This is a genomic window from Pseudoduganella rivuli (assembly GCF_009674485.1).
In the GTDB taxonomy this organism is placed as follows: domain Bacteria; phylum Pseudomonadota; class Gammaproteobacteria; order Burkholderiales; family Burkholderiaceae_D; genus Rugamonas; species Rugamonas rivuli_B.
This window is the reverse complement of record NZ_WKJJ01000001.1, coordinates 500,771-523,173: the sequence shown is the minus strand read 5'-3', so window position 1 is coordinate 523,173 and position 22,403 is coordinate 500,771. Positions and strand designations below refer to the sequence as shown.

At 65.3% G+C, this 22,403-nt stretch carries 21 protein-coding genes; 6 read left to right on the top strand and 15 right to left on the bottom strand.

The features are described from left to right. Nucleotides 1-53 precede the first annotated feature (53 nt). Nucleotides 54-788 carry an SDR family oxidoreductase gene (locus GJ700_RS02130; protein WP_154370986.1) on the top strand — a complete coding sequence of 245 codons (735 nt, stop codon included), beginning with the start codon at nucleotides 54-56 and terminating at the stop codon, nucleotides 786-788. On the opposite strand, the gene GJ700_RS02125 is transcribed toward GJ700_RS02130, so the two are convergent. From GJ700_RS02125 to GJ700_RS02075, 11 genes are all read right to left on the bottom strand, one after another. After that, complete coding sequence (locus GJ700_RS02125) at nucleotides 748-1,950, bottom strand: multidrug effflux MFS transporter (protein ID WP_371867787.1); 1,203 nt, start codon at nucleotides 1,948-1,950, stop codon at nucleotides 748-750. The genes GJ700_RS02130 and GJ700_RS02125 overlap by 41 nt on opposite strands. A 2-nt stretch (nucleotides 1,951-1,952) precedes the next feature. Continuing rightward, nucleotides 1,953-2,987 carry an aromatic ring-hydroxylating dioxygenase subunit alpha gene (locus tag GJ700_RS02120; RefSeq protein WP_154370985.1) on the bottom strand — a complete coding sequence of 345 codons (1,035 nt, stop codon included), beginning with the start codon at nucleotides 2,985-2,987 and terminating at the stop codon, nucleotides 1,953-1,955. 5 nt (nucleotides 2,988-2,992) lie between these two features. Further along, the gene (locus GJ700_RS02115; protein WP_229506738.1) at nucleotides 2,993-3,991 is read right to left on the bottom strand and encodes a Rieske 2Fe-2S domain-containing protein; all 999 of its coding nucleotides are present in this window, start codon (nucleotides 3,989-3,991) and stop codon (nucleotides 2,993-2,995) included. 3 nt (nucleotides 3,992-3,994) lie between these two features. Continuing rightward, nucleotides 3,995-4,921, bottom strand: a complete 927-nt coding sequence (locus tag GJ700_RS02110; RefSeq protein ID WP_154370984.1) for a quinone oxidoreductase family protein — start codon at nucleotides 4,919-4,921, stop codon at nucleotides 3,995-3,997. Between the two features lie 18 nt (nucleotides 4,922-4,939). Further along, nucleotides 4,940-6,064: an acyl-CoA dehydrogenase family protein gene (locus GJ700_RS02105; RefSeq protein WP_154370983.1), complete on the bottom strand. Its 1,125-nt coding sequence runs from the start codon at nucleotides 6,062-6,064 to the stop codon at nucleotides 4,940-4,942. 11 nt (nucleotides 6,065-6,075) lie between these two features. Then, nucleotides 6,076-6,876, bottom strand: a complete 801-nt coding sequence (locus GJ700_RS02100; protein ID WP_154370982.1) for a crotonase/enoyl-CoA hydratase family protein — start codon at nucleotides 6,874-6,876, stop codon at nucleotides 6,076-6,078. Beyond that, complete coding sequence (locus tag GJ700_RS02095) at nucleotides 6,873-7,898, bottom strand: acyl-CoA dehydrogenase family protein (protein ID WP_154370981.1); 1,026 nt, start codon at nucleotides 7,896-7,898, stop codon at nucleotides 6,873-6,875. Before GJ700_RS02095 ends, GJ700_RS02100 begins: the two co-directional genes overlap by 4 nt. 17 nt (nucleotides 7,899-7,915) lie before the next feature. After that, a complete protein-coding gene (locus GJ700_RS02090) occupies nucleotides 7,916-9,076 on the bottom strand; it encodes an acyl-CoA dehydrogenase family protein (protein WP_154370980.1) in 1,161 nt (386 codons plus the stop codon). A 3-nt stretch (nucleotides 9,077-9,079) separates the two neighbouring features. Then, entirely contained in the window at nucleotides 9,080-10,387 is a 1,308-nt protein-coding gene (locus GJ700_RS02085) for an amidohydrolase family protein (RefSeq protein WP_154370979.1), read from the bottom strand. 129 nt (nucleotides 10,388-10,516) lie between these two features. Continuing rightward, on the bottom strand, nucleotides 10,517-11,338 hold the full coding sequence (locus tag GJ700_RS02080) for an IclR family transcriptional regulator (protein WP_154370978.1): 822 nt from the start codon (nucleotides 11,336-11,338) through the stop codon (nucleotides 10,517-10,519). A gap of 83 nt (nucleotides 11,339-11,421) precedes the next feature. Continuing rightward, entirely contained in the window at nucleotides 11,422-12,699 is a 1,278-nt protein-coding gene (locus GJ700_RS02075; RefSeq protein WP_154370977.1) for a cytochrome P450, read from the bottom strand. A 141-nt stretch (nucleotides 12,700-12,840) separates the two neighbouring features. Between GJ700_RS02075 and GJ700_RS02070 the strand changes: the two genes are divergently transcribed. From GJ700_RS02070 to GJ700_RS02055, 4 genes are read left to right on the top strand one after another with little or no spacing between them, the layout of a single operon-like run. After that, nucleotides 12,841-13,059, top strand: coding sequence for a ferredoxin (locus tag GJ700_RS02070; RefSeq protein ID WP_154370976.1), 219 nt, complete (start codon nucleotides 12,841-12,843; stop codon nucleotides 13,057-13,059). Next, nucleotides 13,056-13,829, top strand: a complete 774-nt coding sequence (locus tag GJ700_RS02065; RefSeq protein ID WP_154370975.1) for an SDR family NAD(P)-dependent oxidoreductase — start codon at nucleotides 13,056-13,058, stop codon at nucleotides 13,827-13,829. Before GJ700_RS02070 ends, GJ700_RS02065 begins: the two co-directional genes overlap by 4 nt. Before the next feature lie 39 nt (nucleotides 13,830-13,868). Then, nucleotides 13,869-14,834 carry a VOC family protein gene (locus GJ700_RS02060; RefSeq protein ID WP_154370974.1) on the top strand — a complete coding sequence of 322 codons (966 nt, stop codon included), beginning with the start codon at nucleotides 13,869-13,871 and terminating at the stop codon, nucleotides 14,832-14,834. Further along, entirely contained in the window at nucleotides 14,831-15,721 is an 891-nt protein-coding gene (locus GJ700_RS02055; protein ID WP_154370973.1) for a fumarylacetoacetate hydrolase family protein, read from the top strand. The genes GJ700_RS02060 and GJ700_RS02055 overlap by 4 nt, the downstream gene beginning before the upstream one ends. Before the next feature lie 32 nt (nucleotides 15,722-15,753). On the opposite strand, the gene GJ700_RS02050 is transcribed toward GJ700_RS02055, so the two are convergent. Beyond that, nucleotides 15,754-16,599 (bottom strand): SDR family oxidoreductase, encoded by an 846-nt coding sequence (locus tag GJ700_RS02050; protein ID WP_154370972.1) that lies wholly within the window; start codon nucleotides 16,597-16,599, stop codon nucleotides 15,754-15,756. 151 nt (nucleotides 16,600-16,750) lie between these two features. Between GJ700_RS02050 and GJ700_RS02045 the strand changes: the two genes are divergently transcribed. After that, complete coding sequence (locus GJ700_RS02045; RefSeq protein ID WP_154370971.1) at nucleotides 16,751-18,472, top strand: methyl-accepting chemotaxis protein; 1,722 nt, start codon at nucleotides 16,751-16,753, stop codon at nucleotides 18,470-18,472. 13 nt (nucleotides 18,473-18,485) lie between these two features. Here the strand turns inward: GJ700_RS02045 and GJ700_RS02040 are convergent, their stop codons facing one another. Genes GJ700_RS02040 through GJ700_RS02030 form a run of 3 tightly spaced genes read right to left on the bottom strand, consistent with a single transcriptional unit; the run spans nucleotide 18,486 to nucleotide 22,402 of the window. Next, a complete protein-coding gene (locus tag GJ700_RS02040) occupies nucleotides 18,486-18,698 on the bottom strand; it encodes a hypothetical protein (protein ID WP_154370970.1) in 213 nt (70 codons plus the stop codon). A 1-nt stretch (nucleotide 18,699) separates the two neighbouring features. Further along, a complete protein-coding gene (locus GJ700_RS02035; RefSeq protein WP_154370969.1) occupies nucleotides 18,700-20,742 on the bottom strand; it encodes an acetyl-CoA carboxylase biotin carboxylase subunit in 2,043 nt (680 codons plus the stop codon). A 52-nt stretch (nucleotides 20,743-20,794) separates the two neighbouring features. Beyond that, on the bottom strand, nucleotides 20,795-22,402 hold the full coding sequence (locus GJ700_RS02030; RefSeq protein WP_154370968.1) for a carboxyl transferase domain-containing protein: 1,608 nt from the start codon (nucleotides 22,400-22,402) through the stop codon (nucleotides 20,795-20,797). Nucleotide 22,403: the final 1 nt, after the last annotated feature.

Genomic DNA, 22,403 nt, shown 5'->3' with positions numbered 1-22,403 from the left:
GCGGGGCCCGCGCAAGCGGCGTCCCGCTTTTTTTATTGCAGAGGAAAATTCAAATGGATACGATCCAGGACAAAGTCATCATGATTACCGGCGCCAGCAGCGGCATCGGAGCAGCATGCGCGCGCCTTCTGGCGCGGCGGGGCGCCAGGCTGGTGCTGGCGGCGCGGCGGGAAGAGCGGCTGGCCAGCCTGGCAGCCGAGATCGGCGGCGGCGACCGCGTGCTGTGGGCCGCCACCGACGTGACCCGTGTCGATCAGGTGCAGGCGTTGGCGGCGGCGGCGCGGGCCCGCTATGGCCGCATCGACGTGCTGGTCAATAACGCCGGCATCATGCCGGTTTCGCTGCTGGCGCAAGGCTGCGTTGACGACTGGGACCGCATGATCGACGTGAATATCAAGGGCGTGCTGTACGGCATACACGCGGTACTGGGCGATATGCTGGCGCAGGGTTCGGGCCACGTCATCAATATTTCATCGGTGGCGGGGCTGGCTGTCGGTCCTGGGGGCGCTGTCTATTCCGGCACCAAGTTCGCTGTGCGCGCCATCAGCGACGGCCTGCGCCAGGAGTGCACCGGCAAAGTGCGGGTCACCTCGATCTGCCCCGGGCTGGTGGCTTCCGAACTGGTCGACAGCGTGACGCATGCGGCATTCAAGGAGCGCGTCAAGACGCTGTATGAAGGCGCAATGCCGGCCGAGGCGATTGCCGACGCGGTGCTGTACGCGATCGGCCAGCCGGCGCACGTCGCGGTCAACGAGATTGTGGTGCGCCCGCTGTCGCAAGCTTTTTAGCCCCTGCCGCCGCCGCGATGGTACCGATGCCTGCGCACACGCACAGGCAGGCGGCGGCCGTCGCCAGCGACAGCGGCGAATCCCACATCAGAGGCGCCAGCACGGCCGCGATCAGCGCATTGAAGCCGGTTTGCACGAACAGTTGCACCGACGAGCCCATGCCGCGCCGTAGGGGAACGCAATCGAGACCGCGCATGGTCATGGCCGGTACCGCCAGCGCCATGCCGAAATTAAAGACCAGCAGGTAGGCCACATACCAGGCCACACCGGAAGGCGCCGCCAGGCAAATGCCGACGTTATACAAATTGGCCGCCGCCATGATGGCAAAGGCGCGGCCTAGCGTGGCGCGCGTGCTCAAGCGGGTGGCGATCCGGCCGGCCAGGGTGGAGCCCAGCATCAGGCCCGCTGTCGCCGGGCCGAACATCCACAGGAAGGCGGTTTCACTGAGGTGCAGGTGGCGCATCAGGAACACCGGCGCCGACAGGACATAGATAAAGAAGCCGCCGAACATGACCGCGTAGGACAGGGACCATGCCATGAAGCGCCGGTTGCCCAGCACCTCCAGGTAGCCGGCCGCCAGCGCGCGCGCGTTGAAAGGCTGGCGCTGCGCCGCCGGCAGGGTTTCCGGCAGCCGTACAAAGGTGATGGCAAGCAGTGCGGCGCCCAGCAGCGCCAGGAAGGCAAACACGGAACGCCAGCCAAACGCCACTTGCAGCGCGCCGCCGATCAGCGGCGCCACCGCCGGCGCCAGGCCGTACATCAGGACCACCTGTGACATCAGCCGCTGCGCCAGAGGGCCTTCATGCAGGTCGCGCACCACGGCGCGCCCGACCACGATGCCGGCCCCGGCGGAAAAGCCCTGGAACGCGCGCAATACCCACAACTGCTCGACGCGCGTGGCAAACGCCGCCAGCAGCGACGCCGCCGCATACACGGCCAGCCCGGCCAGCACCACGCGGCGGCGGCCGAAGCTGTCGGAGATGGCGCCGTGCCACAGTGCCATGAAGGCAAATGAGGCGAAGTAAATCGAGACGGTCTGCTGCAACGCGACGCGGCTGGCGCCCAGCGCCGTCTCCATGTCACCGAACGAGGGCAGGTAGGTATTGATGGAAAACGGCCCGACGATGGCCAGGCCGGCCAGCATCACGGCAATGCCGCGCACGCTCACCGCATGCCCAGCAGCGCGGCGATATCGGCGCGCGGATCGGCATCGGCGCCGTAACTGTAATCGCCCTGGCGTTGCCGCTCGGCCAGGCGCTGCATCAATACCCGGTAGCGGTTGCCCGGCGCGTCGAAGCGTGAGCTGAGGTCGCGCCGCTCGCCGTGCTCGAAATAGCGCGCGTTTTGTGCGCGCAGCACGGAATTGTCCTGCGGCTGGATCACATACGAAATGCGCGGAATCAGCCAGCGGAACGGCGCCGGCGCATTGACCGAGTAATTGGTCTGGTCCACGCGCGAGCGGTGCTTTCCCACCGGGACGAACGGCTGCACGTTCGGGATCGCGTAACCGGGTGTAAAGCGCGGATACGAAATGCACACGCTGTTGCGCAGGTGGACATGCAGCACCGCGCGGAAATCCTGGTATTGCGCGCGTACGCCGCCGATCCAGCGCATCACCGGCGCCACGGATTTTTTCGTGACGATGCGGGTGCGGGTCAGGGTTTCCGAAGTCGAGCTGAATTCCACCACGTCGCTCTCGGACTTGCCGTCGCCGATGGTATTCGCGTGCAGGAAGTCCGCGTGCGTCAGGTCGATCAGGTTTTCCACCGACAATGCGGTGGCGGCATCGAACCGCACGGCGCGCTGGGTATAGCGCGGAATGCCGCTGCCGTCGGCCGGCAGGAACGGGATGGCCGGGATCAATTCTTCGTGCGCGTTGTCGGTGTGGCCATACCAGGCCCACACATAGCCATAGCGTTCGATCACGGGATAGCAGCCGCTGCCGCCGGTAAACAGGGTGGCGCTGTGGCGCAGGCGCGCCAACTGTTCAGGGCGGAATTCCGTCGCATGCAGGCGGCTGCCTTCGCGCCACAGGTAAATGAACTGGGCATGCATGACGCGCCGGATCGGCACGCTGCCGACGTCGGCGCTGTAGGCCACCGGGAACCAGGTGTCGCGCAAGTCGAGGTTGGTGGGAATCCAGTCGCCCGCGCCCGGCGCGGCAGGCTGCACCGGCAGTGCTTGTTCGATGTTGCTCATGCGTGTCACCTTGCCTGGCAAGCGGGGCTGTCCGCGTGCAGGTCGCCTGCGCCCATGCCGCTCAAACCAGCAATGCCGCCGCGCCGGCGTTCCAGCGATGGCGCCACCGGCAACGCGGCAATGGCGGCGCCGTCAATCTGCGTATGCACCGTGAATGGAGCGCGCACGTAGGGGCAGATGGCGCGCCGCAGCCGCACGCGCCATGGCTCTTGCACCGAGGCGCCGGCGTGGCAGTAGCCGCGCCAGCATATGGCGATGGTGCCGCGCCGGTGGCTGCTGGCGGCGATCCGCACCGTCACCAGCGGCAATTCCTGCGCGGTGAGCAGTTCCACCGTGATGGCGCCAGCCGCCTGCGGAACCCGGGTGCGCAGCACCAGCGGATGGTCGCGCACGAACGCGGGGCCGGGGCCCCGGCCGCGCCAGATGGCGCCCCGGTCCAGCACCAGGTGGCCGTGCTCGCGGCGCGCATCGCCCATGAAAAAGTCGGTGATCTGCACCCCGGGAAACGCCAGCAGGTGTTGCGGTCCATCCAGCATGATGTCCAGGTAGTGCCGGCGCGAGATGGCCACCACGGCATGGCCGAATCGTTCCCGCTGCCCCGGCAGATAGTCCGCCGATGGCAGGGCACCGGCGGGTTCGCCGGGACCCAGCCAGACGTGTATGAAGCCGTTCAATTCCTCGACCGGAAAGGCTTGCGCCTTGTACTTGGCGGGGATCGTTTCGTCGCGCCGCAAGTTGGGAATGTCGGTGCAGCGGCCGCTGGCGCCGTCGAAAGTCCAGCCATGATACGGGCATTGCAATCCGCCCGGCAGCACCACGCCGTCCGACAGCAGCACCCGGCGGTGCGGGCAGCGGTCTTCCAGCGCATGCACGGCGCCCCGGGCATCCCTGAACAGTACGATGTCCATGCCCTCGCAAACCACCGCCAGGGTTTTTTCCACCGGTACCTGTTCGCGCAGCGCGACCGCCCACCAGGCGCCTTGCGTCATCACGTGGCTGGTCATGGCTCAGCCGCGGATGGTGGCGGTGATCTTGGCGTGCGGACCGGCCTGCTGCGCGGCCCACGCTGCGGGCGCCTGGTCTAGCGTGTAATCGGCGTAGTCCACTTCGATACGGTGCTCGCGCGCCATGCGCAGCAGACGTTCCCAGATGGCGCGCCGGACGGCCGGCGGGCGCTGGCCGGTGCCGATGCAGGACAGCGTGCGGAACAGCAGGTCGGCGATGTCGAGGTTGACCTGGCGGCCGGCGCCGGTGCCGATGGTCATGATGCGGGCGCCCCAGCGGGTCGCCTTCAGTGCGTTGAGCATGGGCTGGCCGCAGACCAGGTCCAGCACCACGTCGTAGCCGCCGTTGGAGGCCGCCTTCAGCGCCGCCACGTCATCCTCGCCGCCCAGCGCCACGGTGTCATCGGCGATACCGCGTTCCTTCAAACGCTGCAGGGCCGACGCGGAACGCGCCGCCGCCACCACGCGGCCCGCGCCCAGCAGCCGCGCCAACTGCAGCGCGACCTGGCCCAGGGTGCCGGTGGCGCCCAGGATCAGTACGTTCTCGCCCGGCTGGATATTGGCCTGTTCCAGCGGCACCAGCGCGCCGGTGGCGGCGATGCCCATGGTAATCGCGGTCTTGTCGTCCACGTGGTCCGGCACGTCCCATACTTCCTCGGCCGGCACCAGGGTGGTTTCCGCGAACGCGCCATACGGCAGTACCGAACGTTCGCCAAAGTATACGCGGCGCCCGTCCGGTGCGCGGCCCACGCCTTCGCCGCGGATCACGCACGGATATTGCACCCCGAGGCGGTACGCGCCCAGCACGTCCCAGCCGCCCAGGCCCGCCGTCTCGACCGCGATCAGGACCGCGCCATCCTGCGCGGCCGGCGCGGGAAAGTCTTGCACGACCGGGGCCGCGCCCCGTTCGGTGATGACTGCTGCTTTCATGGGTATCTCCTTTTGTCTTTACAGGCTGCGTCCGATGATTTCCTTCATGATTTCAGACGTGCCGCCATAGATGCGGGCCACGCGCGCGTCGACCCAGGCGCGGCTGATCTTGTATTCGCTCATGAAGCCGTAGCCGCCGTGCAGTTGCAGCAGTTCGTCCAGCAGCTTGCCCTGCATTTCGGAGCCATTGAGTTTTGCCATGGCCGCGACTTCGGGCGTCAGTTCGCCGCGCAGCACCAGCGCCAGGCAATCGTCGACAAAGGCGCGCAGCATGGTGGCTTGTGCTTTCACTTCGGCCAGCTTGAAGCGGGTGTTCTGGAAGTCGATCAACGGCTTGCCGAACACCTTGCGTTCACGCGTATACGTGATGGTTTCCTCCAGCAGCGCGTGCACCGAGGCGGCCGCGCGCAGCGCGATGATCAGGCGTTCCCAGGCCAACTGGTGGGTCAGGTAATTAAACCCTTCGTTTTCCAGGCCCAGGCGGTTGGCGGCGGGGATCCGCACGTCGTCGAAATACAGTTCCGACGTGTCCTGGCCCTTGAGGCCGATTTTTTCCAGCAGCTTGCCCTTGCCAAAACCGGGACGGTCGGTCTCGACGCAGAACAGGGTCAGGTTCTTCCCGGCCGGGTCCATCTTGGCCACCGTTACCGCCAGGTCGGCATTGCCGCCATTGGTGATGAAGGTTTTTTGGCCGGCAATCACGTAGTCGTCGCCGTCACGCCGTGCGCTGGTGCGGATCGAGCGCAGGTCGCTGCCGGCGCCCGGTTCCGTCATCGCGATCACGGCGATGATTTCTCCGCTGACCATCTTGGGCAGCCAGCGCTGTTTCTGCTCTTCGCTGCCATAGGCGACGATGTAGTTGGCGACGATCTCGGAGTGGGTGGTAAAGCCGACGGCGGTGGCGTTGGCGCGCGCCAGTTCTTCGATCAGCACGGCCGAGTGGCCGTAGTCGCCGCCGGCGCCGCCATATTCCTCGGCCACCGTCACGCACAGCAAGCCGTGCTCGCCGGCCTTGCGCCACAGTTCACGCGGCACGATGCCCGCGTGTTCCCATTCGGCGTGGAAGGGGACGATTTCTTTGTCGATGAAGCGCCGCACCTGCTCGCGGAAAGCTTCATGGTCTTCACGGAAAACGTTACGCATAGGATTCCTTGTTACTTGCCAGTGTATTGGGCTGTGCGCTTCTCAAGGAATGCGTTGACAGCCTCGTGGTGGTCTTCGGTATGGTGCGCCAGCGCCTGGAATGCGGCCGACAGTTCCAGCAGTGAATCGAGGCGCATGTGCTGGCCTTCGCGCAGCAGCCGCTTGGTCAGCCGCAGTGCATGCGCCGGGTTGGCGGCGATGCGCTGCGCCAGGGCCTGCGCTTCGGCGTCTAGCTGGTCAGCGGGCACCACGTCCGCCACCAGGTCCCAGGCCAGCGCCTTCGCCGCATCGATGGTGTCGCCGGTAAACGCCATCAGGCTGGCGCGCGGCATGCCGACGATGCGCGGCAGCAGCCAGGCGCCGCCGTCGCCCGGCACGATGCCGAGCCGGACGAAGCTTTCCGCGAACAGCGCGTTGTCCGACGCGATGCGGATATCGCACATGCAGGCCAGGTCCAGCCCGGCGCCGATGGCCGGACCGTTGACGGCGGCGACCACCGGCACGTCCAGTTCGTACAGCGCCAGTGGAATGGTCTGGATGCCCCCGCGGTAGCTTTCCCGCACTTCGTACGGCGAACCGGCGAAGATGCCGCCCCGTTCGCGCATGTCCTTGACGTTGCCGCCGGCACAAAAGGCGCTGCCGTTGCCGGTCAGGACCACGACTTTCACCGAGCGGTCACGTTTGATTTGCGTGCACAGGTCGACGAACTCCTGCATTTGCAGCGGATCGGTCAGCGCATTGCGCGACTCGGCCCGGTCCATGCGGACGGTCAGCACGCCGCCGTCGCGTTCACATTGGAGGAATGGTTTCATGCCGCGTCCCTGGTAATGGTTGGCCAATATTGCTGTGCGCCGCCGGCACAGGCGAGGCGGCCGATTGCTTGCGCCCAGTAGGTGGCGGAGCCAAATTCGCTGCGCCATGACCACAGCCGCTGGGTCAGCAGGTGCAGCGCATGTTCTTCCGTGATGCCGATCGCGCCGTGAACAGCATGGGCGGTATCGGCGGCGATGCCGGCGGCCTCGGATGCGGTGACTTTGGCGGCCATGATGGCCAGCCGGTCCAGCGTCTCGCCGGATTCCGCGAACGCCGCTTCGGACGCCACCATGGCGGCGGCCGTGTGTTCCGCCAGCACCGCGAGGCGGTGCTGGATGGCCTGGAAGCCGGAAATGGGGCGGCCGAACTGCGAACGTTCGCCTGCGTAGCGCACCGTCATGTCCAGTACCGCCTGCAGCGCGCCCGCCAGTTGCGCCGCGCGCAGCATGGCGCCGCCCAGCAGCAAGATATCGTCCGGCAGGCTGGCCGGCAGCGGCGCGCTGGCCAGGACTTCGGCGCCGGCAAAGCTCAGCGTGTCGCGCGGCTCGCCCGCCATGTTCAGCGTCAATGAGACCGACACCGCGTCGCCGTTGCGCAGCAACACCACCTGGCGTCCCGCCAGCGCCACCACGTGGGTGGCGTGGCGGCCCCAGGGCACGTCGTCGAGCTGGCCCGAGACCGTGCCATTGTCAAGCTTCAAAGTGGCGCTGGCGGCAAAGGTCACTGCGCCGCTTTGGGCGTCCAGGCCGGCGCGGCCCAGCAGCCAGTTGGCCAGCAGCGCCTCGGGCAGCGGTGCGGGCACGGCGTGGCGCCCGCTGGCGCGCACCACCACGTACAGGTCGTTCCAGTCCGAACCAGCGCCGCCCGCATCTTCCGGCGCACTGGCCACGCTGAATCCCGAATCCGCGATGGCGTCCCACAGTTCGGCGGGCCAGTCGCCCGGCTCCAGTGCCATCACCAGTTCCGGTGTGGCCAGGTCGCCGAACAGGCGCTGTACGGTTGTATCAAAAAGGTCGCGCATGATAAACGGTATCCAAGTTATCGTAGTCCAAGTCCGCGCGCGATAATGCCGCGCAGGATTTCGCGCGTGCCGCCGCGCAGGGAAAAGGAGGGCGCCGATTGCATCACGTAGGACAGCACTTGCGCATGCACGGTGCCGCCGGCCGCACAGGGCGCGGTCTCCAGCAATAACTGGGCGATTTCCGGGATCTCCTGTTCCAGCGATGTGCCGAGGTCCTTGACGCAGGATGCTGCCCACGCCGGGTTGGCGCCCGCAGCCAGTTGCGCGGTGACCGCCAGCGACATCTGGCGCAGCGCCATCAGGCGTGCCGTGATGCGGCCGATTTCACGCGCCTGCAGCGGATCGGGCTGCGCGCCGACCGCGTCGATCAGCGTGTGCACCAGGGCGATGCTGCTGAGGAAACGTTCCGGTCCGCTGCGCTCGAACGCCAGTTCGGCCGTGACTTGCTCCCAGCCTTGTCCCTCGACGCCGATCAGCGCGTCCGCTTCCAGCACCACGTCGTCGAAGAACACTTCATTGAAATGTTCGCTGCCGACCAGGTCGCGGATCGGACGCACCGTGATGCCGGGCAGGCGCAGGTCGACGATGAATTGCGACATGCCTTCATGGCGCGCCTTGCCGGTGTCGGAAGTACGCACCAGCGCGATCATGTAATGCGAGTGCTGGGCGTTGGTGGTCCACAGTTTCTGCCCGTTCAGGATCCAGCGCTTGCCGTCGCTGTCGCGGCGGGCGCGGGTCTTGATGGACGCCAGGTCGGAGCCGGAATTCGGCTCGCTCATGCCGATGCAAAAATAACTTTCGCCGCGGCAGATCGGCGGCAGGTAGCGCTGTTTCTGCGCCTCGGTGCCGTAGTTCAAGAGTTGCATGGCGCTCTGGCGGTCGGCGATCCAGTGTGCCGAGACCGGCGCGCCGGCCGCCAGCAATTCTTCGACCACCACGTAGCGTGCGAAGGCGCCGGCGTCGGTGCCGCCATACTCGCGCGGCACCGCCATCCCGATCCAGCCGCGCTGTCCCAGCTTGCGGGAAAACTCCGGATCGAAGCCCATCCACGAGTGGGCGCGCAGTTGCGGCGGCCGGTTGTGCAGCGCATCGGCCAGGAACGCCCTGACTTCGGCGCGCAGGGCGCTGGCCGCGGCCGCATCGGGGATGCGGCTGTACTGGAATTGGTCGACTGGCATGGCTTACAGCGCCGTGCCGGCGTCCGCTTGCGCGAACATGCGGTTGATGTCGCCCGACGTCACCGGCTTGTTCGGATCGCGCACCGGCGCCGCGCCGCCCATGCCCAGCGCCGGCTCGATGCTGACGTGCGCGGCCTTGGCGCGCAGCGCGCCGACCGTGCAGTTTTCGCGGCCGAGGATGGCGAACGGATCGTACGAGAATTCGCGCATCGCGTTCAGGTGGGTCAGCTTGTTGATCACGTCGTCGCTCAGGTGGCGCGACTGGGTATGGAACACGTCCGCCGAGGTCGGCCAGGTGCAGTCCGAGTGCGGATAGTCACATTCCCAGGTCGCCATGTCGGCGTTGATGGAATCGAGGTTGCGCAGGCCGAATTCATCTTCGATGAAGCAGGTGATGATGTGCTTGTTGAAGATGTCGGATGGCTGCAGGTCGCCGAAATTCGAATTGGTCCACGCGTGGTGGTGGCGGTGCGTGAAGTTGGCGCGCTCCAGCAGGTAAGGAATCCAGCCGATGCCGCCTTCGGACAGGGCCATGCGCAGCTTGGGGAATTTTTTCCACATCGGCGCCCAGATCCAGTCGGCGGCCGAGTTGGCGATCGAGATCGGCATCGAGGTGATCCAGGCGTCGATCGGCGATTCGTCGGATGCGTGGGCCGCCTTGGCGCCGGTGCCGATGTGGCAGCAGATCACCACGTTGTGGTCCGAGCAGGCCTTCCAGACCGGATCCCAGTAGTCGCTGTGGATCGACGGGAAGCCTTGCAGCGCGGGGTTGTCCGAGAACGACAGCGCGTGCACGCCTTGGGTTGCCATGCGGCGGACTTCCGCGGCGGCCAGTTGCGGGTCCCACCATGGCGCCAGCATCAAGGGAATGAAGCGGCCCGGCGCGGCGTTGGCCCAGTCATGCAGGTGCCAGTCGTTATACGCCTGGATCGCGGCCAGCGCGGCGCCTTTGTCGGGCACGGTCTGGAAACGCTGGCCGGCAAAGCCGGGGAAGGTCGGGAAGCACAGCGAACCCAGTACGCCGTTGGCGTTCATGTCGTCGACCCGGGCCCTGATGTCCCAGGTGCCCTTGCGCATGTGCTCATACGACAGCGGTTCCATGCCGTACTCTTCTTTCGGGCGGCCGACCACCGAGTTCAGGCCCATGTAGCCCGTGACTTTTTCTTCGAATTCCCATACGTCGCGGCCATTGATGCTGACGACCTTGGGCTCGCGGCCCTTGTACTTGGCCGGCATGTGGCGGGCAAAGGCGTTAGGGGGTTCAATCACATGGTCGTCAACGCTGACGAGTATGAGGTCTTCCAGTTTCATCGCATCCTCGGAAAAGTGTTTGCCACGCACTGGCGTGGAGAAATTTGATGATAGTGGATACAACTTCGTATGTAAACACTAAATCAAAATTTGTTTATAAACTTAACCGGGTTTGCGACAATATTTGAACTATTTATCCTTATTTGTATTGAAAAGTAGGGTGGAAAGCTTGTTTCCCAGTGCATTCAAAGCTTTTCCCACCGTCGCGACCCCGGCCTTGTCGTACTGGTTTCGGAACATAACTCCGGAAACTGTAAAGACAATCGTGCCATTCGCATCCCGCACCGGCGCGGCAACGGCCAGGATGCCGCGTGCGAAGTTGCCGTCATCGATGGCGTAGCCGCGTTTTTTTGCCTCCAGCACTTCACGCCAGTAAGCGTCGAACGTCAGCGGCTCGGACCAGCGGATTTGCTCGAACGTGGCGCGCATTTGCTGCTCCGTCCAGCCCAACTGGCCGGCGAAGACACGGCCGCTGGCGCCCATCAGGTAGGGCAGGCGTTGGCCTTCGGCCATGTCGATCGAGACGTCGGTGGGGCTGGTTTCCGAACTGACCAGTACGATGCGGTCGGTGCCGATCGGTCGCCACAAGGTGACGGTGACGGCGAATTCGCGCGCCAGTTCGCGCATCAGGGGCTTGGCCACTTCCAGGCGCTGGCCCTGGGTGATGAATTGTCCGACCAGGTTCACCAGGCCGATACTGGCGGTATACGTCTTCGACAGCGGGTCGAACGCCAGCACGTCTTCCGCCACCAGCGTGCGCAGGATATTGAAGCAGGTGCTCTGGTTAATGCCGAGCAGGCGCGCGATATCGATGGCGCGCGCCGGTTCGCCGGCGCTGGCCAGGTGGCGCAGGATGTGCAGGGCGTTGATGACGGGCTTGACCATGGTGATGGTCGCCGCGTGGGCTGGCGCCGGTTCAGTTTGTGCGGCCGGGGCGGGAGCTGGTTTCATGGGAGCGATCAGGAAAACAATGATCGCTCCATTCTATATTGAAAATTACATTCCAATACGGATATTTGCCGCCTCGCCGCGGCTTACACCTTCCAGCGCACGTGCACCGCTTCCGGACCGCGCAGCTGGATGCCGCGGATGGTGGGCCGCGGGTAGGCCGGATCGAACTCCAGGTTCGGCATCATGTCCAGCATGCTGTTCAGGGCGACTTCGATTTCCGCCTTGGCAATGAACAGGCCGACGCACATGTGGGCGCCAAAACCGAAGCCGAACGACATTTTCGACGGGCGGTCGATGTTGAAGGTGTCGCCATCTTCGAACACGTCGTCGTCGCGGTTGGCCGACGCCACGCACAGCGACAGCAGCGAGCCCTTGGCGATGGCGACGCCCTGGAACGTGACGTCTTCCTCGGTTTCGCGCACCTTGAACGTCGCCACCGGTTCATAGCGGATCGATTCATCGATGGCCTTGCCCACCAGGCTGCGGTCGGCGCGGATGCGTTCCAGCAATTCCGGACGTTCCAGCAACAGCACCATCAGCGTGGCGAAGCTGCGGGTGGTGGTCTCGGCCGCAGCCGGCAGCAGCATGCGCGCGAACATCGTGATCTGGTGGTCGGACAGCGTATTGCCTTCGAAGCTGGAGCGGATCAGGCGGCTGATCATGTCGTCGCCGGTGGCGCCGGCCGCGCGGCGCGCCTGTACCACTTTCAGCGTATCGTCATACAGTTCCTTGGCCGCCAGCATCGCGGCTTTTTTTGCTTCCGGGTCCGGCGACACGCCGCCCAGCACGCGCAGCGCGGTCGAGGCGAAGCGGGCCAGGCCGTCGGCATCGTCGGCCGGGAAGCCGAGTAAATCGTAGATCACGCGGATCGGGAACATCAGCGCCATGTCGGCCACCAGTTCCGCGCTGCCCCTGGCGACCAGCGGCGCCACGAAGTCGTTGCAGATCACCGGGTCGATGCGGGTGGCGCGCCATTCCTTCAGCACGTTCGGGGCGAAGCACGGCTGCAGCAGGCCGCGCGCCTGGCGGTGCACATCGCCATCCATCGCGGTCAGCGCAAAGCCATCCATGAACGACGCCATCCCGCCTTCCATCAGGAAACCGCTGGTGTACTTCTTGGGATCTTTCAGCACCGCCATCACGTCATGGTATTTGAACAGCGTATATACCGGGCGCGGCTTGCTGGCCGCGGTGAAGCCGGCGGAACCGAACTGCGTGACGATGTCGCCTTCGATCACGGGATTGGTCAGGCGATGCTGGCGGTAAATCGGAAACGGGTCGTCAACGTTGCCGCTGAAGGTGGCGCTGACCTTGGCAAAGTCTTCGCCGACGGCGGCGTTGGAGGTATGGGCGCTTGTCATGGGTTCTCCTCGTGTTGTGGAACAGTTTTTTTAATTATGACTCAAAAAACCGCAAAATGCCTACCAATATATTGACATAAATTTGCAATGTGTTCAAAATTGGTTCACTTATGCATGCCTGAGGGCGAAAAAGGAGACAAAATGAGCACACCTATTCAATTGCGTGTGGTGGTGGATCGCGGCAGCTGCTGCGGCTATGGCCTGTGCGCGGCGATTTGCCCGGAAGTCTATAAGCTGGATGAAGGCGGCCTGGTGTATGTGGACAGTGAGCTGGTGCCGGCCGGCCTGGAAGAATCGGCCCGCGAAGGCGCGGTGGCTTGCCCGGCCGAAGCGTTGAAGATCGAGGAAGTGGCGGCATGAGCGGCGCCGTGCGCCAGCGTTTTCAAGGCAAGGTGGTGCTGATCACCGGCACCGGCGGTGGCCAGGGCAGGGAAGCGGCGCTGCGCTTCGCACGTGAAGGCGCCACCGTGGTCGGTTGCGACGTGCTGGCCGAAGGCCACGCGGAAACCGCGGCACTGATGGCGGCCGAAGGCTATCGATTGCATGGCGTGGCGCCGGTCGACCTGGGCGATCCGGAACAGGCGCGCGCCTGGGTCGAAGGCGCGGCGGCCGAACATGGCCGCATCGACGTGCTGTACAACAACGCGTCGGCGGCGAAGTTCGCGCCGGTGGCCGAGATGACGATCGACGACTGGCGCTACACCATGCGCAATGAAGTCGACCTGATTTTCTTTACCACCAAGTACGCGTGGCGCCATCTGGCCGCGCAGCGCGGCGTGGTGATCAATATCTCGTCCACCGCGGCATGGGGCGGATCAAGAGTGGCCGGCATCGGCGCGCATTCGGCGGCCAAGGGCGCGGTGGTGTCGTTTACCCGTCAACTGGCGGTGGAAGGCGCGCCGGTCGGCATCCGCGCGGTGTCGCTCAGCCCGGGCTTCGTGGCCACGCCGGGCACCCGCCCATTCCTGGAAAACCCGCAGGCGCGTAAGGCGCTGCTCGATGGCGTGCTGATGGACCGCCCGGGCGAGCCGGAAGAAGTGGTGGCGATGGCGCTGTTCGTGGCGTCCGGCGAGGCGTCGTTCCTGACCGGCTCCGACATCGTCATCGATGGCGGCTTATTGGCGATTTGATGGGGCGAGTGAGCCTGGCAAACCAGCATCGGAGTTAACATGGATATTATAGGTATCGGTTATCTCGGCTTCGAGACAACCTGCATTGAACAGTGGCGCGACTATGGCCCGAATGTGATGGGCTTTGAAATCGGCGCCGCGCCGGCGTCCGAACCGGACGCGCTGTACTTCCGCACCGACGACCGGCGCCACCGCCTGGCGTTCCGGCCCGGCGCGGTGGACCGCATCGAGTATATCGGCTGGGAAGCGCGCGGCAAGGTGGAATTCCACGCCGCCGTGCAGCGCTTCCGCGACCATGGCGTGGACGTCACGGTGGGCGACGCGGCGCTGTGCGAAACACGCGGCGTCAAGGAACTGATCCGCTTCCGCGACCCGGCCGGCTACCAGCATGAACTGTTTTACGCGCAAAAATGGCTGCCGCGCTCGTTCCAGCCGGGCCGCCCGCATGGCGGCTTCGTGGCCGGCAAGCGCGGCCTCGGGCACGTGGTGCTGATCACGCCGGAATATGGCAAGGAACTGGATCATTTCCTTACCGTGATCATGGGTTTCCACTGGTATGGCGCCGGCGCCGGCAAGGGTAAAACCGGCTTCTACCGCTCCAAACTCAACACCTACACCAGCCATGACATCGGCTATGGCCATGGACCGGGCCGCGCAGGCATCCAGCACATGGGCATGTTCGTGGCCAGCGTGCGCGATGTGGGCGAGACTTACGACATCGTGCGCAAGCGCGAATTGCCGATGCAAATGACCCTGGGCCAGCACGCGCAAGACCCGCACATCTCGTTCTACCATTTTTCGCCGGGCGGTTTTGCGATTGAAACCATCCATGAATTGTCGCCATGGCATGACGATGGCTTTGAAGTGAATCCGGAAAAACTCAGCCTGTGGGGCCACGAGCTGGTCGGCCCGATCCTGGGCCCGAGCGTGCGCACGCCGGAAGAAGTGCTGGACCCGGCCGGGCTGGCCGCGTTGGCCGCAACCGCCGCGCGCAACAAGGCATGAAGCTTGCCTTTGCCGGAGACGCCGGCGGCCAGCGCTTCTGGGTGCTGGTCGATCCGGTATCGGACCTGGCGTTGCAGGTGCGCGCGCCGTTTGCACAATGGGCGCCGGCCGCGGCGGGCGGCAACGCCGCCGCGCTGGACCTTGCGCCGCAGCCGTTGCGCTGGTCCGCGCTGCGCGCTCGCGCGCCGGTCAATCCCGGCGCACGCGTGTTTGGCGTGGGCTTGAATTATTTGACCCACCTGACACGGCTGGGCCGCAAGGAAGCGCCGCCGCATACGATAGCCTATATCAAGCCGGACAGCGCGATCGTCCATCCCGGCGAGGAAATCCAGTATCCGGCCATCACCGCGCAACTCGATTACGAGGTGGAGCTGGTGGCCGTGGTGGCGCGGCCGCTGGACGACGCGCCGCAGGCGTCGGCCTGCCTGCTCGGCTACACCATCGGCAACGATATCAGCGCGCGCGACGCCGGCAAGCAACTGGGCTCGCTGGATTTGTTCACGCAAAAAGCGCTCGACCGCACGGCGCCCATCGGTCCGTGGATTGCCACGCTGGACGAGTTGGGCGGACCTGGGCAGCCGGCACTCGATATCTCGCTGTCCATCAATGGCGAACAGCGGCAGCACGACAACACCCGCCAGATGATCTTCCCGCTCGATGAACTGTTGAACTACCTCGATGCGCGGGTGGCGCTGCGGCCGGGCGACCTGGTGTTTACCGGGTCGACTTGCGGCGTGGGGCTGGAAGACGGGCGGTTCTTGCAGCCGGGGGACAGCATAGCCGCCACCATTGCCGGGATCGGCGAGTTGCATAACCGGGTGGGTGCGCGGCGCGTGCTGGCGCCGGCAAGGGCAGTGGGGCGGTTGGGCGGGCCGCCGCCGGCGTAACCATGACGGCCGCATGCGCGGCCGTCTTGCCCTTACTGCGACACTGCCTCGCGTGCGCGGATCGCCTCGGCAAAATCCTTCTTCAATTGCGGGTAATACGCAATCTGCCCGCCCATCCCGCCCGCGATGTCGATCGATGCGGCGCTGATGAAGCTGGCGTATTCACTGGACAGGAACAGCGCCATGCCGGCCACGTCTTCGGGTCTGCCGAAGCGCCCCAGCGGCACCACTTTCAGCACCATCGCATCGAATTCTTCGCGTGTGCAGCCGGGCGGCATTTCACGGAAATGGCGTTCCCATTGCCCGGTGTCGATCCAGCCCATGTTCAGTGTGTTCAGCAGGATATTGTCCTTGGGCAGCGACATGCCGAGCGTCTTCGACAGCGCGATGCACGACGCGCGGTTGATGACGGAAGGGATGCCGTCCGGCGTCGGGATGACGCCGGCCAGTGCGTTGATTTCAATGATGCGGCCCCAGCGTTGCCGGCGCATATGCGGCACCACCGCCTGGATAAAGCGGAAATGCCCCATTTGCAGGATATTTGCGTGTTCCAGGATGGCTTCCGGCGTCAGCGTTTCCAGGTTGCCGCCACGGCCCTGGCCCGCATTGTTGACCAGGATGTCGACGCCGCCCCAGGTTTGCGCCACGTCGGCCACGAATGCCTGGACGCCGGCCGTGTCGGTCACGTCGACCGCGCGGGCAATCACGGCGCCCGCCTGTTCGGCCAGTTCGCGCCCGGTTTCGTTGACCGCCGCCTCGCCACGGGCGCAGATTGCCACCCGCGCGCCTTCGGCGGCAAACGCGCGCGCGATGGCGCGGCCGATGCCGCGCGACGCGCCCGTCACGATGACACGTTTATCCGACAGATTGAAATACATCACCGCCTCCTTAATTAGACACTATGTTTTTATGTGTGCATAAAAGTACCACAAATTGAACATAAATTGAGAAAATATTGGATATTTGCATGAAATTCATGCAAAGTTGAACAGCACTATTGATAGTGTTTAAAAATTGAGGGAGACAATCATGAAATGGATGCAAATGCGGGTAGGCCTGCGCCTGGGCTGCGGTTTCGGCCTGGTGCTGTTGATGTTGGTGGTGCAGGCCGCGCTGGGCACGGCCAGCCTGGCCGGAATGCAGGACCGGATAGAAGCCATCACTGCCATCAATGGCGTCAAGGCCAAGCTGGCCCGTGACATGCGCGACTCGGTGGCGGCGCGCATGATTTCGCTGCGCGACATGGCGCTGCTGCGGTCGCTGTCGGCGGTGCGCGACGAGCAGGAATTCATGAAGCGCCGCGCAAGGGACTATGTGGCGGCCGACGCCCAGCTGGCCGCGATGCTGAACCGTTCCGGCGCCAGCCCCAGGGAAATGGACCTGTTCAACCGCATCCGCAGCCTGAATGCGGCGGCATTGCCGGTGATCGCCCGTGCCGCCCAGGAAGCGGAAATGGGACAGAACGAAATGGTGTATGAAATCTTTGTCAACGAACTGTTGCCGGTACAGGCCAAATGGATGGCGGCGCTCGATGAATTGATCGCGGGGCAGGAAAAACTCAACGCGGCCGCCGCGGACCAGGCGCTCGCCGCTTACCAGCGCGCCCGCGCGGTGCAACTGGGGCTGGGCGTGCTGGCGGTCGTGTTGAGTGTGCTGGCGGCGACGGCCATCACGCGCGGCTTGCTGCGTCAACTGGGCGGCGAGCCGTCGCACGCGGTGGCCATTGCCGGCCGCATCGCGGCGGGCGACCTCGGTTGCGAGATTGCCGTCAAGCCCGGCGACAACGCCAGCCTGATGAGCGCGATGAAAACCATGCGCGACAGCCTGGCCGATATCGTCACGCGTGTGCGCGCCGGCACCGATACCATCGGCTCGGCGTCGAATGCGATTGCCGACGGCAACAGCGACTTGTTTAACCGGACCCAGGAGCAGGCGGTGGCGCTGGAGCGTGCCGCCGCGTCGATGGAAGAATTGACCGCCACCGTCCAGCGCAACACGGAAAATGCGCAGCGCGCCAACCAGTTGGCTGGCGCGTCGTCGCGCGCGGCGGTTGAGGGCGGCGCGGTCGTCGCCGAAGTGGTGACGACCATGTCGGCGATACACCAGTCGTCGCGCAAGATCGCCGACATTACCGGTGTGATCGACGGGATCGCATTCCAGACCAATATCCTGGCGCTCAACGCCGCCGTTGAAGCGGCGCGCGCCGGCGAGCAGGGGCGGGGCTTTGCCGTGGTGGCGGCCGAGGTGCGTGTGCTGGCGCAGCGCAGCGCGGCGGCGGCCAGGGAAATCAATGCGCTGACGTCCACGTCGCTGGCGATGGTGGACGACGGCAGCCGCCTGGCCGCGCGCGCGGGCACCGCGATGGGCGGGATCGTCGACAGCGTCAAGCGTGTCAACACCATCATCGCCGACATGGCCGATGCCGGCTTGCAGCAGAGCGCCGGCATCGAACACGTGACGCAGGATATCGTGCGCATGGACGGCATCACGCAGCAAAACGCCGCGCTGGTCGAACAAGCCGCGGCCGCCGCCGAGAGCATGCGCGAACAGGCGATGGCATTGCTGCAGGTGGTCGATACGTTCAAGGTGGAAGCGGGGCACGGCGGTGTGGTGCAGGGGCCGGCGGTGAGCCCGCCCATGAGCCCCTCTGACTTGCCCGCCGGTGCCAGCGAGGCCGGCAGTGTTGCCGCCAAGGCCGCCGCCGACGCGCGCCGTGCTTATGTCGCCATCGCGTCGCGGGTAGCGGCGTAAGGGCCCGGTACGGCTACCGCCGTTTATGCTCCTGGATACAAGCCTTGCACTCGTAGCTGACACAGCCATTGGATATCCTGAAGAACTCGGGGTCCATTGGCCACGGTTCGTTACAGCGGGCGCACAGCTGTTCCTGGCCCAATTCTGTTTTCAGGATGCGGCGAAAGCCGCCAGCAATGCGTAACAGCTCGAAGCCGGAAACCAGCCTCGCATCCAGGGTTGTCATGTCAATCCTCCAGCGCGCTCAGGGTCAGCAACTGGGCGCCATCGGTGACCTGGTCGCCCACTTCGTACAACAGTTTGTCGACGATGCCGTCATGCGTCGCCGAAATCGTGTGTTCCATCTTCATGGCTTCCATGACCAGCAGCGGCGTGCCTTTCGCGACCTTGGCGCCGGCGGCGGCCAGGATCGCAACGATCTTGCCCGGCATCGGGGCGGTCAGGGCGCCGGTTTCCACATCGGCTTGGCCGGAATGGGCCAGCGGATCGGAGTAGGCCAGCACCGTGTGGCGGCCGTTCATGAACACGTGAAAAATGTCTCCCTCGCGCACCACGCTGCCGCGCAAGCGCTGCCCGTCGAGGTTGACGGCCAGTTCGCCGTTTGCCGCCGGCGCTTTGCCCGGCGCCAGCGCCAGCGGCTGCGTGGCGCTGTCGAGCGTGAAGGTCCAGGCAGCACCGTCATAACCCGCCACGACGCGCCGTGAGCCACTGTCGTCGGTGAAATCAAGCACGCGGTTCAATCCGCTGTTCATGCGCCAGCCGTTACCCGCTTGCCATGGCTCCGGCGGGCGCGCCGCACTGGCGCCTTGCGCGCGCTCGCCATGCAGCAGGGCGCACACCGCCAGTGCCAGCACTTCGCGCGCGGCGGGCCGTGGCGGCGGGAACAGCACGTCGCGGTTTTGTTCGATCAGGCCCGTATCGAGGTCGGCGTTGGAGAATGCATCACTGTCGAGCAGGCGCTGCAGGAAGGCCACGTTGGTGGCCAGCCCGACCACCTGGTATTCGGCCAGCGCCAGGCGCATGCGCGCCAGCGCCTGCCGCCGGTCCTGGCCCCAGACGATCAGCTTGGCGATCATCGGGTCGTAGAACGGTGAAATCGCATCGCCTTCGCGCACGCCGGCATCGATACGCACCGGGGCCGGGGCGTTCGCCGCGCCGTCCGCGCCTCGGGTGAACGTCACGGCCTGTGGCGCGCGCAGGTGACGCAATTGGCCGATGGCCGGCAGGAAACCCTTTTCCGGATTTTCCGCATAGATGCGCGCTTCGATCGCATGGCCGTCGATATGCAATTGCTGCTGGGTCAACGGCAGCGCCTCACCGTGCGCGACGCGCAATTGCCACTCGACCAGGTCGGTGCCGGTGATCATTTCCGTGACGGGATGCTCGACTTGCAGGCGGGTGTTCATTTCCATGAAGTAGAACGAACCATCCTGGTTGGCGATGAATTCCACCGTGCCGGCGCCAACATAGCCAACCGCCTTTGCCGCGTTGACGGCGGCCTGGCCCATCGCGCGGCGGCGCTCCGGCGTCATGCCGGGCGCCGGCGCTTCTTCCAGGACTTTCTGGTGGCGCCGCTGCACCGAGCAGTCGCGCTCGAACAGGTAGACACAGTTGCCCAGGGTGTCGGCGAACACCTGGATTTCAATATGGCGCGGCCGGGTCAGGTATTTTTCCACCAGCACCTTGTCGTCGCCAAAGCTGCTGATGGCTTCGCGCTGGCACGACGCCAGCGCGTCGGCAAAGTCGGCGCTGCGCTCGACGATGCGCATGCCTTTGCCGCCGCCGCCCGCGCTGGCCTTGAGCAGGACGGGGTAGCCAATGCGGTCGGCCTGCTGGCGCAGGAAGTCGCTGTCCTGGCGTTCGCCGTGGTAGCCGGGCACCAGCGGCACGTCGGCCTGTTCCATCAAGGTCTTGGCGGCGGATTTGGAACCCATCGCGCGCATGGCCGCCGCCGGCGGGCCGATGAACACCAGGCCGTTGTCGGCGCAAGCCTGGGCGAACGCTTCGTTTTCGGACAGGAAGCCATAGCCGGGGTGGATCGCCTGCGCGCCGGTGGCCAGCGCGGCGGCGATGATCGCATCACCTTTCAGGTAACTGTCGCGGGCGGGCGCAGGGCCGACCAGGATGGCTTCGTCGCACATGGCGACATGGCGTGCGCCGGCATCGGCTTCGGAATAGACCGCGACGGTCCGGATACCCATGCGGCGCGCCGTCGACGCGACGCGGCAGGCGATTTCGCCGCGGTTGGCGATCAGGATTTTATGGAACATGAGCTGCCTTGTTGTAGTTGGTTTGCTTGCTTGCTTGTTTGCGTGCGCGTGGTCACATGCGGAATACGCCGAACTTGGTGTCCGGGATTGCCGCATTCAATGCGGCGGACAGGCCCAGGCCCAGCACCATGCGGGTATCGGCCGGATCGATCACGCCGTCGTCCCACAGGCGCGCCGTCGCATAGTATGGGTGACCCTGGTGTTCGTACTGGTCCTTGATCGGCTGCTTGAACGCCGCTTCTTCTTCGGCCGACCACTGGCCGCCCTTGCCTTCGATACCGTCGCGTTTCACGGTGGCCAGCACAGACGCCGCCTGTTCGCCGCCCATCACGGAAATACGCGCGTTCGGCCACATCCACATAAAGCGCGGCGAATACGCGCGGCCGCACATGCCATAGTTGCCGGCGCCGAAGCTGCCGCCGATCACCACGGTAAATTTCGGCACCGCGGCGGTGGCCACCGCCGTCACCATCTTGGCGCCGTTGCGGGCAATGCCCTCGTTTTCATACTTGCGGCCGACCATGAAGCCGGTGATGTTTTGCAGGAACACCAGCGGGATCTTGCGCTGCGCGCACAGTTCGATGAAGTGCGCGCCTTTCAAGGCCGACTCGGAGAACAGGATGCCGTTGTTGGCAACGATGCCGACTTTCATGCCATAGATATGGGCAAAGCCGCACACCAGCGTGGTGCCGTAGCGCGCCTTGAATTCATCGAATTCGCTGCCGTCGACGATACGGGCAATCACTTCGCGGATATCGAACGGCTTGCGGGTATCGACCGGGATCACGCCATACAGTTCGCTGGTCGGGTATTTCGGCTCCACCGCCTCGCGCAACGCGCCCTGCTGCGGCTTGGTGCGGTTCAAATTCGACACGATCGTGCGCGCCATCGACAGCGCGTGCAGATCATTCTGCGCCAGGTGGTCGGCCACGCCGGACAAACGCGTATGCACGTCGCCGCCGCCCAGGTCTTCCGCGCTGACCACTTCACCGGTGGCGGCCTTCACCAGCGGCGGGCCGCCGAGGAAAATCGTGCCCTGTTCCTTGACGATGATCGATTCGTCGCTCATGGCGGGAACGTAGGCGCCGCCCGCCGTGCAGGACCCCATCACCACCGCGATTTGCGGGATGCCCTTGGCCGACAGATTGGCCTGATTGTAAAAAATGCGGCCGAAGTGGTCGCGGTCCGGGAACACGTCATCCTGGTTCGGCAAGTTGGCGCCGCCCGAGTCCACCAGGTAAATGCACGGCAAGTTGTTCTGGTCGGCGATTTCCTGCGCGCGCAGGTGCTTTTTCACCGTCATCGGGTAATACGTGCCGCCCTTGACGGTGGCGTCGTTACACACGATCACGCATTCCTGGCCCGCCACGCGGCCGATGCCGGTGATGATGCCGGCCGCCGGCGCCGCGTCGTCGTACATGCCATAGGCTGCCATCTGCGACAGTTCGAGGAACGGGGTGCCGGGATCGAGCAGCATTTGCACGCGGTCGCGCGGCAGCAGTTTGCCGCGCGCGGTGTGCCTGGCGCATGCCGCTTCGCCGCCGCCCTGGGCCAGCTTGGCGACCTTGGCGCGCAAGTCGTCGACCAGCACCTGCATGGCGGCCGCGTTGGCCTTGAAGTCGTCGCTGCGCGGGGTGAGTTTGGTTTCTATAACGGTCATG